This is a genomic window from Actinophytocola sp. NPDC049390 (assembly GCF_044466355.1).
Classification (GTDB): domain Bacteria; phylum Actinomycetota; class Actinomycetes; order Mycobacteriales; family Pseudonocardiaceae; genus Actinophytocola.
On sequence record NZ_JBITMQ010000001.1, the window covers coordinates 319,396 to 331,074 of the forward strand.

The 11,679-nt window shown below is 72.5% G+C and carries 9 protein-coding genes; 4 read left to right on the forward strand and 5 right to left on the reverse strand.

What is annotated here, in order from left to right; genetic code table 11:
* Positions 1-218: 218 nt before the first annotated feature.
* Together ACIBVP_RS01350 and cutA are read left to right on the forward strand one after the other, a co-directional pair.
* Positions 219-581, forward strand: a complete 363-nt coding sequence (locus ACIBVP_RS01350; protein ID WP_396104902.1) for a hypothetical protein — start codon at positions 219-221, stop codon at positions 579-581.
* A 79-nt stretch (positions 582-660) separates the two neighbouring features.
* Positions 661-960 carry a divalent cation tolerance protein CutA gene (gene cutA / locus ACIBVP_RS01355; protein ID WP_396103953.1) on the forward strand — a complete coding sequence of 100 codons (300 nt, stop codon included), beginning with the start codon at positions 661-663 and terminating at the stop codon, positions 958-960.
* Between the two features lie 16 nt (positions 961-976).
* Here cutA and ACIBVP_RS01360 read toward each other — a convergent pair whose 3' ends face one another.
* Positions 977-2,257: a DUF1479 domain-containing protein gene (locus ACIBVP_RS01360; RefSeq protein WP_396103954.1), complete on the reverse strand. Its 1,281-nt coding sequence runs from the start codon at positions 2,255-2,257 to the stop codon at positions 977-979.
* Positions 2,258-2,344: 87 nt separating this feature from the next.
* Between ACIBVP_RS01360 and ACIBVP_RS01365 the strand changes: the two genes are divergently transcribed.
* Complete coding sequence (locus tag ACIBVP_RS01365) at positions 2,345-3,454, forward strand: ROK family transcriptional regulator (protein WP_396103955.1); 1,110 nt, start codon at positions 2,345-2,347, stop codon at positions 3,452-3,454.
* A gap of 36 nt (positions 3,455-3,490) precedes the next feature.
* Here ACIBVP_RS01365 and ACIBVP_RS01370 read toward each other — a convergent pair whose 3' ends face one another.
* From ACIBVP_RS01370 to ACIBVP_RS01380, 3 genes are all read right to left on the reverse strand, one after another.
* Entirely contained in the window at positions 3,491-4,948 is a 1,458-nt protein-coding gene (locus ACIBVP_RS01370) for a PP2C family protein-serine/threonine phosphatase (RefSeq protein WP_396103956.1), read from the reverse strand.
* Between the two features lie 5 nt (positions 4,949-4,953).
* Complete coding sequence (locus ACIBVP_RS01375; RefSeq protein ID WP_396103957.1) at positions 4,954-5,676, reverse strand: GAF and ANTAR domain-containing protein; 723 nt, start codon at positions 5,674-5,676, stop codon at positions 4,954-4,956.
* Between the two features lie 71 nt (positions 5,677-5,747).
* On the reverse strand, positions 5,748-9,239 hold the full coding sequence (locus ACIBVP_RS01380; protein WP_396103958.1) for an alpha-N-acetylglucosaminidase TIM-barrel domain-containing protein: 3,492 nt from the start codon (positions 9,237-9,239) through the stop codon (positions 5,748-5,750).
* A 95-nt stretch (positions 9,240-9,334) separates the two neighbouring features.
* Here ACIBVP_RS01380 and ACIBVP_RS01385 point away from each other — a divergent pair, with 95 nt between their 5' ends.
* A complete protein-coding gene (locus ACIBVP_RS01385; RefSeq protein WP_396103959.1) occupies positions 9,335-10,474 on the forward strand; it encodes an ROK family protein in 1,140 nt (379 codons plus the stop codon).
* 9 nt (positions 10,475-10,483) lie between these two features.
* On the opposite strand, the gene ACIBVP_RS01390 is transcribed toward ACIBVP_RS01385, so the two are convergent.
* Positions 10,484-11,647, reverse strand: a complete 1,164-nt coding sequence (locus tag ACIBVP_RS01390) for a TetR/AcrR family transcriptional regulator (protein WP_396103960.1) — start codon at positions 11,645-11,647, stop codon at positions 10,484-10,486.
* Positions 11,648-11,679: the final 32 nt, after the last annotated feature.

Below are 11,679 nucleotides of genomic sequence, written 5' to 3' on the forward strand. Positions count from 1 at the left end.
CTGCCCAAAATGTGTGGTCTAGACCAAATCGAACACAAGGGTCTAGACCATTTCTTCACTCGAATGGACTAGTGCGGCCCGCATCGATCGGTGGCGCCCGGGGTATCCGGGTTGCCATGACGGACCCATCCGGACGAGCGGGCATCGGCGACCCGCGGCTCGACGGCGGCGACTGGCGCCGTGCACTGGACGACGACACGGTGGAGGCCGTGGGCGCGATGACCGAGGCGCTCGAGACCGTGGAGGTGGCACGCGGGCACCTCTTCGCGTTCCACCAGCTCACCGGCTCCGCCGACTTCAAACTGGAACGGGCGATCGAACTGCTCGCCGCCGCCGGGCACACCGCTCTGGCCGACCGCCTGCGGCGTGAACTGCTCGGCAGGAATGTCCTGCCCGGGCGGTGGACGTTCCAGGTCATCGAGGACTACGAGGACACCTACTACACGCCCTTCCGCGACCTGGAGCGCGAGGTGCGCCAACTGACCGACGACGTTCCGCACGTCCACGAGGCCGACCTCAAGCGCCGCCGCCGCACCGAAGGCGAACCGGGCCACGAGGCGACCCCCGAACAGGTCGGGTAGTGCCTACCGCTTCGCGAGGTGGTCGCCCTCGGCGGTGCGCCGACCCCACATCGCGTGATTTGTGACTACCATCACAGCCATGGACCACGAGCACGTCGTCGTGTCGTTCACGACGGACAGCAAGCAACTTGCCGACACCATGGCCGCCGAGGTCGCGAGCACGGAGTGCACGTGCTGCGCGCAGATCGAGGGCCCGATCAGGCGTGTCCACCGCTGGCACGGGCACAGGCACGCGACCGAGCAGTGGCGCGTCGAGATCGAGGCGACGGCCGACGGGGTCGACGCGCTCGTCGACCAGATCAACGCCCACCACGGGAACGAGGTGCACGACCTGCGGGTGACCGAACCCGTGCACCACCTCGCCACCGGCCCGCGGTGACCTGATCAGCTCCTGATCAGCCGAGGGCGGCCGGGAAACCCATGCCGCGGCGGCCGATGTCGTTGAGGTCGTCGGCGGTGAAGCGGCCCTCCCAGTCCCGTTCGTAGTGTTCCGCCGGGAAGTCGGACGGGCTCTCACCGGTGAGGAAGGCCGCCCGCACGTGTTCGGCGTAGCGCTCGTTGCGCGGGCACCACGGGGCCGCCGGGATGTACATGACGTTGCCCCAGCCGCGCTGGTCGGTCACCGGGGCGACGCTGTGGATCATGTCGCAGTGCCACCAGACCGAGTCGCCCGCTCGCACGTCCGGGATGCCGGCCTGGGCCGCGACCAGTTCGGGGTGCCACTTCTCGTTCGCGGGGAAGACCTGGTTGACGGTCACCCCGCACATGTCGTCGTCCGGGACGTCGCGCCGCAGGGGGCGCAACATCAGGTACGCCATGGCTTCCGGGATGGGCACGGTGTGCAGGACGCCCTGGTCGTGGTCCATGTCGGACAGCGCGGTCCAGCCCTGGAAGGTGCGGAACGCCGAGCACATCGTCGATCCCGGGTACTGCGGGCCGGTCGTGCGGTGCGCCGCGTCCCACGGGTCGTACGCCTCCACGTCGCCGTCGAACAGGTGGCGGAACGCCGTCTGGTACTCGCGGGTCATCCACAGGTCGAGCGTGCCGGGGTCCAGGTGCGTGCCGAGGCCGCCGGAGTCGGTGCCCGGCGGGCGGCGGCGGATGCGGTCGGGGTAGAGCGCGTCACGGGCCGGGTCGAACCAGGCGACGCCGTCGGACTCGTGGCGCCACAACGAGTTGAGGAAGAACTGGACGCGAGCCATCCGCTCGCTCTGGCGCGCCCGCATCTGCGCGTGCGACCAGTAGATCGGGTAGATCTCGGGTTTCGAGTCGACGCTGCCGAAGAAGTCGTCGCCGGGCCCTCGGTAGTCGTCGAAGAAGTGGTTGCGTTCGACGTAGTCGAGGATGCTCTCGTCCCACGCCAGGGCCTGCTCGCGGGGGAAGTGGCCGCGCACCACCAGGCAGCCGCGCCGCCGCAGCTTGTCGAGCTGCGCCGCCGTGACCGTGCCGTTCTCGATGTCCGCGTAGTCGATCACCGGCCACACGCTCTCGCCCGCGGCGAGGTCGGCGTCGATCTCGGCGATCCGGCCCGCGACACGTCGTGCCACGACGTCGAAGACCTCGTCGACGCCGCGGCCGGACGCCTCGATGCGGGCCCGCAGCGCGGTCTTGACCTCGCGGATCGCGGCGGCGAGGTCGGCGGGCGTGGTCTGCCAGTGCGGCAACGTCGCGGTCATGTCTGCCACCTTTGGTGAGGGCTCCTTACTAGAAGGACCGTAACCCGGGCGCGCGCTTTGGGCAAGACTCCTTACTAGAGTGGGGTGGTGGACACCGCCAAGCCCCGCCTCGACCTGCTGCGGTCGATGACCGACGAGCACGTGCTCCGCACGCTGATGCGCGGTGCGCGTGCGACGCGCGCGGAGATCGCGGCGGCGACCGGCATCTCCAAGCCCACCATCTCCGACAGCGTCCGGCGGCTCACCGCGGCCGGGCTGCTCGTCGACACCGGCGAACGCACGACCGGGCGCGGCCGGGTCGGCTCGTACTACTCGCTGGCGCCCGACGTCGGCGCCGCGCTCGTGGTCGAGATCGCCCCGCGCGGAGTCACCGGTGAGGCGGTGGACGCGTTCGGCGCGGTGCTCGCGCGGACATCCGTGCCGCTGGACCGCGCGGCCGGCGAGGCCAGGACCGCCCGGGCCCTCACCGAGGTCGCGGGCGCCCTCACGGGCCAGGTCACCGGCGGACTGCGCGTCGCGGTCGTCAGCGCCGCGGATCCGGTCGACCGCCGCACGGGCGCGCTCGTGCACCTGCCGGACGCGCCGTTCCTGGTCGGCACCCTCGCGCCGGTGCCGCTCCTCGCGCCGCTGGTCGACGGTCCGGTGCTGGTGGACAACGACGTGAACTGGGCGGCACGCGCGGAGATGGCGGTCGGCGGCGCCGCGGACGTCGGTGACTTCGTCTACCTCCACCTCGGCGAGGGGCTCGGCTGCGCGGTGGTCAGCGACGGCGAGGTCCGGCGCGGCCACGGCGGGCTGGCGGGCGAGATCGCCCACCTGTACACGCCGGGGCCGGACGGGACCGCCATGCCGTTCACGGCGGTGTTCGCCGCGCTGGGCCTGCGCCGCCCGTCCTCGACCGCCGTCGACGTCGACGCCCTGCGTGCCGCGGCCGCCGGGGACGATGCGCTGCGCGCGGTGCTCGCCACGGCCGTGTGCGGGGTGCTGCTGGCCGCGGTGTCCCTCGTGGACCCCGAGATCGCCGTGCTGGGCGGGGAGTGGGGCGCTGACCTGGTGCCCGACGTCACCGGGCGGCTGGGGACCGCGGCGCGTCACGTGCCGGTGACCGCCGGACGCGTCGCCGAACCCCAGCTCGCGGGCGCCCGCGCCGACGCGGTCGAGCGGCTGCGCGCGGCGATCGTCGCGCGGACGCGGTGATCACCCGGGCCCGGAGGTGCGCACCGTGCGCGTACCTCACGAGGTCAGGCCGCCCGCGCTGGTCCAGCGTGCGAGGAGGACGGTCGCGTCGTCCTGGAGCTCGCCGTTCTGGTGGGTGAGGACGGCGTTGATGAGCCTGCGTGCGGTTTCCGGTGGTGGGTGGCCCGCGGCGGCTTCGCGCCGGAGGAAGTCGACGAGGCGGTGTTCGCCGAAGAAGCGGCCGGTGCGGTCGCGGGCCTCGCTGATGCCGTCGGTGTGGAGCACGAGCCAGTCCTCGGTCTGGAGGGTCTCCTCGCCGACGGTGAGCGAGGTTGGGCCGAGCCCCAGCGGGATGCGCCTGCCGCCGGTCAACGTTCTGCCGATCTTGCCGCCGCGCATGAGCAGCGGCGGTGGGTGGCCCGCGTTGACGTAGCGGAGGCGGCCGGTGGACAGGTCGAGTTCCGCGAGCACGGCGGTGGCGAACCCGCTGTGCCTGCCGAACTGGTCGGCGATGGCGTGGTCCATGGCGCGGGTTTGTTCGACCAGGTCGGCGCCGTCGTGGCGGGCGGCGCGGTGGGCCGCCAGCGCGGTGGCGGCGATGAGCCCGCTGTGCAGGTCGTGCCCCATCGCGTCGAGGATCAGCAGGGCGGCGGTGGTTTCCGACAGGGCGTAGTCGAAGACGTCGCCGCCGACGTCGTAGCGTGGTTCGAGCACGGCGCTGACGACGAACGAGTCCACGCCCGCGGTGAGCGGTGGCAGCAGGGACCAGATCAGCTCGCCCGCGGTGGACCGCCGTTTGCGCAGCCGTACCCGGTCGAACCCGTCGCCGAACTGGCTCGCGAGTGTGACGAGGTGGCCGAGGAGCATGGCGAGCCACCGGCACTGGGCACGCAGTCCGGGGTCGTAGAGGTCGTGGACGTCGTCGACCTCGACGGCGAACACACCGAGCCGTTCGGCGCCGTCGAGCAGTGGCACCCACAGCCGGGGCGGGTCGCCTTCGGCGGTCAGCATCCGCACCTGCTGGTAGACGCGGCCGGGGAGGGTCGTCTCGATGCCCAGGCTCATGCCCTCTGTCGTCGTCCCGTCCTGCGGCAGGGGGTGCAGCGCGCGTTGTTCGTAGTCGGCGAGGTAGATCGTGAGCCGGACGCCGAGCGCGGCGGCCGCCTTCTCCGCCACCGCGGCCAGCCCGTCGGGTGGGGTCAGCTCGCTGTCCTCGAGCAGGTCGACGAGCGCGGTGAGGGGCGGCGTGCGGGGCCGGGTCTCGCGGACGATGCGGCTGTAGGTGGCGCGGTGGTTGCCGGACAGCTCGTCGAGCCACTCGTTGACGGTGTGGGCGAGCATGTCCCGCTGCGCGGCGGTCAGCTCGGTGAGGCCGTGGTAGTACGCCTCGACCTCCAGCGGGCCCGCTTCGCCGCCGAGCGCGAAGTAGTCCAGCCAGAGTTTGTCGATGGGGAGTCGGGCGTGGCGCACCGCGTGGGCGAACGAACGTTGCTGCAGCGTCGCGCCGTCCGGCATGCCGTTCACCGCCCGCGCCGGGTCGTCGAGCCCACGACGGTCGCCGCCACCGCACGCAGTGACGTGCCCTCGTCCGCGGCCGTCCTGGACAGGAGCAGGAAGGCCGCCTGTTCGTCGACCCCTTCTCGGACCATGAGCACTCCCTTGGCGATGTTGACCAGGTCACGGGTGCGCAGCGAGGCGGCGAGCCGTGCGCTCACCCGTCTCGCGTCCTCATGGGACCGGACGTGGGTCAGCAGCACGGCCGCGTGCGCGGCGAACATGGCCAGCAGGTGCTCGTGGCGGGCACCGTAGGCGCCGGGGCTCCGCGAGTACACCTTGAGCGCGCCCAGCGCGGTGTCACCCGCCACCAAGGGGGTGCTGAGCGCGGCCCGCATGCCCGTCGCGGCGGCGGCGCTCGCCCACCGGGGCCACCGCTCGTCCAGGGTGACGTCGTCGACGTGCACCGTGATCCGCTGGGCCCACGCCGTGAGGCAGGGGCCCTCGTCCAGTTCGTACTGCAGGCTGTCCGCGCGGGTCACCGCGGGGTCGGTCGCGGCCGTCGTGATCCGCTCGCCGTGCTCGTCGAGCAGCGTGACACCGGCGCCGTCGGAGCCGGTGATCGTCTCCGCGGCGAGCGCCGTGAGCACCTCGAGCGCCGAGTTGACGGTCTCGGTCGACATCAGCAGACCGGACATGCGCGCGAAGACCACGGCCAGTTCGTCGGTCGGCGGCTGTTCGGTGTCCATGGTCGCCTCTGTGGTCACCTGTCGGTACGACGTGGCGGGTTACCACCGGTGCCGACCGGCAAACCAGGGCGTCAGGGGACCGGGGTGCCGTACACGGTCACCTCGGTGAGGTGGAACGTCCCGTTGGCCGTGTTGCCCTGGCCCACCACGCGGACGTACCGCGCCCGCGCCTCGGTGTCCGCGGTGTCGCCCGCGTCGGACGCCGGACGGGGGCCTGCCCGGCCGCCGAGGGTGAACCACGTCCTGCCGTCGAGGCTGCCTTCCAACCGGTAGGTGTAGTACCGGGTGCCGTCGACGTAGTTGCGGACGTTCACCCGCGACACGTCGTTCACCGCGCCGAGGTCGACCTGCCACCAGGTGCTGCCCAGCGTCAGCGGGCCGCCCCAGTACGGGTTGTTGGCGCGGCTGCCGTCGTTGGCGGCGGTCGGGGGCCTGCCGTTCTCGAAGTCGAGCGCGGTCACCGGCTTGCCGACGCTCTGGACCGTGTCGCCGGAGCCGTCGCGGGCGGTGGACGGTGCCTCGGCGATGCCGCCGGTGAACGTCGCGATGGCCTCCTGGCCGGTGTTCCGGTTCACCGCGCTCACGAACAGCCCGACGTCCACGGAGGACGCGGCGTCGGGCACCGTGCCGCTACCGACGACCGTCCAGTTGCGACCGTCGCTGCTGCACGAACCGGTCAGCCGGGTGCCCGACTTGGCCAGCCGCACGCGGACCTCCGGCGCGAAACCGCCGACCTCGGTGTAGCGGTCGAGCCGGCCGTCCGCGTCGGAGTCCCAGCTGAACATGCACCCGTGTCCGGGCGTCACCGCGATGTTCGCGTAGCCGCCCGGCGCGGCCGCCGACAGGTCGTTGCCCGCGACCAGCCCGGACCGGGTGTACGGCGACGAACCGTGCTGGCGGCTCACGGTCGTGGCCACGGCGTGGTCGTCGGCCAGCACGTCGGGCCGGTAGGCGGTCGCGTACTCGTTGCTGCCCGCCCACATGTCGTCGCCGCCCGCCGCGATGCCGATCTCGTCGCCGTGCTGCGCGAACACCGCGTGGGTGCTCGCCGCGGTCCGGTACGGTGCGCCCACCTCGCCGCCGACCAGCACCGCGGTGTCGGCGGACGTGGTCTCGCCGTCCCAGGCGGCGGTCGCGGTGAGCGTGTCGACCGTGCCCGCGCTCGCGTCCGAGGGGACCGCGACGTCCCACGTGACGCTGAACGTCCCCGCCGCGGCCACCGATCCGGTCGACGGGGGAGTGACCGGGGTGACGCGGTATCCGTCCGGAGTGGACAGTTCGGCGGTCAGCGCGCCGGACGCCCGCAGCTGGTTGGTGTTGGTGAACTCCGCGGTCACCGACACGACGCCACCCGGCCGCACGCCCTTGTGGTCCACGCCGAGGGTCAGCTCACCGGACGGGAGCGCCGCCACCTCGGCCGCCACCGCGTAGGAGTCGCCACGCGGCCGGTCCGGGAAGCGGGTGCCCGCGTTCGACCACTCCTCCGCGACCGCGAGCCAGTCGATCGGCGCCGGCTGCGTGCCCGAGTCGAGTGCCGTCGCGAGGCTGTCGAAGTACAGCCGCCAGCGGTGCGCGTAGTAGTCGCCGACCAGCCCGTTGAACTCGCGGCGGGCGTAGTCCTGCAGGTCGGTTCCGGTGGCCCACAACGTGATCAGCGACTTGAGGTCGTAGTCCAGCGCCGCCGCCTCCCGGTCGTCGGCGGCCTGCGCGCGAGCCTCCCGCTGCCACGTGCCGAGGAGGAAGTGCTCGTTGGTGCCGAGCAACCGGTCCAGCAGCGCGATCCGGTCGAGCCAGTTCTTCGTCAGGTGCGCGAACGACGCCTCGTCCCCGGCCGCGTACGCCGTCCTGATCTTCGGCAGGTCGACCCTGCTGTGGTTGGCGAGCACCTGCCGCGCGACGTCGACCAGGTCGTAGCGGTACGCGTCGTTGTCGCGCAGCGCCGGGGCCACCAGCAACAGCTCGCCGAGCGCCTTGTCGAACGCCGCGATGTCGTACTGCAGCTTCGTGCCCGTGTTGCCGAGACCGGGCCGGTCGGAGAACAACCCGGTCACGTGCACGGTGTCCGCGCCTGCGGGCCAGCTGTAGGCGGTGTTCGCGACGATCCGCCACGCGGCCGTCGCGTGCGGGTCGGCGGCGCCGTACCGGGCGGTCGCGTAGTCGGCGAACCACCGGTCCACGTCGACGGGTCCGTCCACCCACGGCATGTCCGCGAAGAACGCCACCGCCGCCGGGTTGTTGTCGATGGCCTCCGGCATCAGCGCGATGCCGTTCATCTTCGTGCCCGGCCGGTCCAGCCACGCGTGGAACTTCTCGTTCCACACCGTGAGCCCGGCGCCGAAGTTGGTGTGGCCGCCGAAGTTCCAGATGGTGCCGAAGGCGTACTCGGCGCCGAGGAAGTCCCTGTCGCGGTCGGTGATGTTCGGCTTCTCGGTGATGCCGTCCACGACGAACATCTTCGATCGGTCGATGGCCTGGAGCGTCGCGGGCAACGGGTTGCGCTGCCAGCCGAGGATCGTCCACAGCGCGTTGGGATGCGCGTCGTTCAGCGCCTTCTGCACGGCCCGCGACGCGTCGGGCACGTCCACGTCACCCGCCTTGCCGCCCTCGTGCAGCAGGTCCATCTTGTACATCGTGCTGGTGCCGAACAGGTCGGTCTGCACCCGGTAGAACCTCGCCGCCACGCGCGCGAACAACGGGTCGGTCGGGGCCAGCCAGTCGGGCCGCTCCAGGCGGTTCCACGTGCCCTGCGGGACGGTGTGCGCGCCCGGGTTGCGCGTTTCGAAGTCCGTCGGCACGGTGCCGAAGTAGCCGGGCAGGACCGGGGTCATGCCGAGCGAGCGCAGCCGGTCGGCCATCTTGCGGCCGAGCCGCGCGCGCTGGTCGATGAGCTGCTGGGAGATGGGGGAGCCGGTGCAGCACATGTTCTGCAGCAGCCACCACGCCTGGTGGGCGGGCTGCGGGATCCACTCGCGCATGTCCTGCGCCGAGTAGCCGAACTCGGTGAACGTGCGCTGGTACACCGCTTCCTGGCCCTCGTACAGCAGCACCTCGTTGATGCCGTGGAGCGCGAGGACGTCGATGCGCCGCTGCCACTCGGTCCAGCTCAGGAACGGACCGGCGTAGCCCTGGTTGGTGTCGTTGAGCGCGAACCGGTGGTCGACCGACGAGTCCCGCTCGATCGGCGCGGACGGCAGCGGGAGCCTGGTCGGCAGGTCGGTCTGGGAGCCGTTGATCGCGATGTCGGCGTGCGCCACGTGGCGCAGGTAGTAGCCGAAACCGGTCAGCTGCACGGCGGGCGTGGTCCCGGCGATCACGACCTTGCCGTGTGCGGCCGACACGGCGAACCGGTCGTCGCCCTCGCCGCGGTCGATCGCACGCAACGTCACCTGGTTCGCCCTGTCCGCGCCGACGAGCCGGACCAGCGCGTCGCGGGCGGGCCCGCTGTCGAACGCGCTGTCGAACGTGCCGGGTGCGGCGGCCACCGAGTTCGCTGGGGTCGCGGTGACCAGTCCTGCCAACAACGCGGCGGTGACACCCAGTCCCCGCCAGCTTCGCCATGACACGCGGATCCACCTCCGGCGGGAGTTATGAAAGGAGGTTTATAAAGGTCGTTGCGTAAGATGCTCGCAGGGCGGTCGAGCCGCGTCAAGGGAGAGCCGTGCAAGGAACCCGGGTGCTGCGCCGCATCAACACCGCGGCCGTGCTGGACGCCGTGCGCCGCGGTGCGGGCGGCCCGGTGCGGCTGACCGAGCTGGTCGAGTCGACCGGGCTCACCCGGCCGACCGTCGCGCAGGCGGTCGAGGAGCTCCTCGACTCCGGCTGGCTGCGCCAGCACGCCGCCGAACCGTCCAGCCTCGGCGGCCGTCCGGCGGTGCGGGTGTCACTGAACGGCCGGGCCGCGCCGGTCCTCGGCCTCGACGTCGGCCCGCACACCGTCACCGCCGGGGTCGCCGACCTCGCGGGCGAACAGCTGGCCGTGACCCGCGAACCCGTGCGCCGCAAGGGCGCGAAGCACCTGCTCGGCGTGCTCGGCGCGGTCACCGAGCGGACGCTGGCGGCGGCCGACGTCGCGCCCGCCGACGTGGCCATGGTCGTGGTCGGCACGCCGGGCATCGTCGACCGCGAGAAGGGCAGGGTCCTGTTCGCGCCGAGCATCCCGGGCTGGTCGTCGATCGACCTCACCGCCCACCTCCGCACCCGGCACCCGTGTCCGGTCGAGGTCGAGAACGACGCCAACCTGGCCGCGCTCGCCGTGGCCGACGAGCGCACCGGCACGCTGCTCGCGGTGCAGTGGGGCGAACGCCTCGGCGGCGGCGTGGTCATCGACGGCAGGCTCCACCGCGGCGCGGGCGAGGCGGGCGAGATCGGGTTCATCCGCCCACCCGGTCACGACGTGCGCGACGACACCGGCCGGGGGCCGCTCGAACGCAGCATCGGCGCGGAGGCGATCACCGAGCTGGCCCGTGCCGCGGGCACGCGGAAGGAGGACGCCGCGGCCGTCTTCACCGCGGCCGCCGACGGCGACCCGACGGCGCTGTCGGTCGTGGACCAGGTGGCGCGGATCTTCGCGGAGGCGGTCGCGCCCGCGGTCCTCGTGCTGTCCCCCCACGCGATCGTGATCAGCGGCGGTGTCGCGCGGGCGGGCGAGGTCCTCGTGGCCGCGATCCGCCGCCACCTCGCGGACCTCACCCTCACTCCGCCCCGGGTCGAGCTGTCGGAGCTGGCCGAGAACACCGTGCTCACCGGTGCGTTGCGGATGGCGCTGGACCGCGTGTGGGCGGCACGCCTGGCGACCTGAACGCGGGCCTCAGCCGCCCATAGCGCCCATGAGCAGGGCGGCGACGGCGTCGCGGTGGTCCGGGGTGTCCTGCCAGCGCAGGTGGCGACCGGCTTCGACCACCACGCCGAAGCCCGCGTGCACCAGTGTGCGGGCCTGGCGTGAGTCGAGTTCCGGGCGTGCCGAGCGCAGTTGCTGTTCCCAGACGGCGATGTGTTCGCGCTGCGCCGTGATCAGCGGCCGTTGCAGGGTGGCGGGCAGGCCGACCAGCTCGGCGTTCGCGACGCTCGTGAGCGCGGTGTGCTCGAAGCTGTAGGCGACGTAGGTCGCGGTCAGCGCGGTCAGCACGTCGTGCGGGTCGGTGATCCCGCGCAGGTTCTGCTCCACCGCCTGCGTCAGCAAAGCCGCGGCCTGCAGGCAGGCGGTCGCCAGGATGTCGGCCTTGCCGGGGAAGTAGCGGTACAGCGCGGACGGGACCAGCCCGACGGCCTCGGCGATGCGGCCGTTCGTGACGTTGGCGAAACCGTCCTGTTCGAACAGTGGGAGGGCGGCCGCGAGGATCTCCGAACGGCGGGTGCGTGGCACGGGCGTGCTCGGCAGTTCGACGCGGCGTGCGCTCCCGGCCGCGGCCCCCGGGTCGGTCGCGGCGACGCGCGTGCCGGCCGCCACCAGCAGCTCCTCGACCCGGCGCTGCGCGATCGAGGTGCGGTGCATCGTGATCGACCCGATCGCGCCCAGCGCCGCCGCGGCGCGCAGGTGCTCGTCGGGCAGCGGGTGCTCGCGGCGCACCACCTCGGTCACCCGGTCGACGATGTGCGTGAACTTCGCCCTGAGCACGTGGCGGTCCTCGCGGTTGAGGTACCTGGCCTCCCACCGGTACAGGCCGCTGGAGGCGCGGTGGGTGACGGCGACCTGCGTGACGGCGCCGAGCACGTCCGCCAGCGCCGCGTCGGCCGGCACCTCGTCGACCGCGGTGACCAGCCGGTCCGCCATGACGTTCGCGCACTCGGCGAACAACGCGTACTTGTTGGGGAAGTGCCGGTACAGGGCCGCCGCGGTGATGCCCACGTTGGCGGCGATCTCCTCCATGGACGCCGCGTGGTACCCGCGCCCGCTGAACACCCGGCCCGCCGCCTCGACGATCAGCTGCTTGCGGTTGCGCGGCCGGACGGCTGCGGTCGGCTCGGCGGTCATGCGCGCCAGTCAACCACGAAGCCGGCGCTCCT

What these genes read in the sequence shown, in the direction of transcription:
- ACIBVP_RS01350 (WP_396104902.1), top strand. Translation starts at nt 219, where the DNA reads ATGACCGAGGCGCTCGAGACCGTGGAGGTGGCACGCGGGCACCTCTTC.
- cutA (WP_396103953.1), top strand. Translation starts at nt 661, where the DNA reads ATGGACCACGAGCACGTCGTCGTGTCGTTCACGACGGACAGCAAGCAA.
- ACIBVP_RS01360 (WP_396103954.1), bottom strand. Translation starts at nt 2,257, where the DNA reads ATGACCGCGACGTTGCCGCACTGGCAGACCACGCCCGCCGACCTCGCC.
- ACIBVP_RS01370 (WP_396103956.1), bottom strand. Translation starts at nt 4,948, where the DNA reads ATGCCGGACGGCGCGACGCTGCAGCAACGTTCGTTCGCCCACGCGGTG.
- ACIBVP_RS01375 (WP_396103957.1), bottom strand. Translation starts at nt 5,676, where the DNA reads ATGGACACCGAACAGCCGCCGACCGACGAACTGGCCGTGGTCTTCGCG.
- ACIBVP_RS01390 (WP_396103960.1), bottom strand. Translation starts at nt 11,647, where the DNA reads ATGACCGCCGAGCCGACCGCAGCCGTCCGGCCGCGCAACCGCAAGCAG.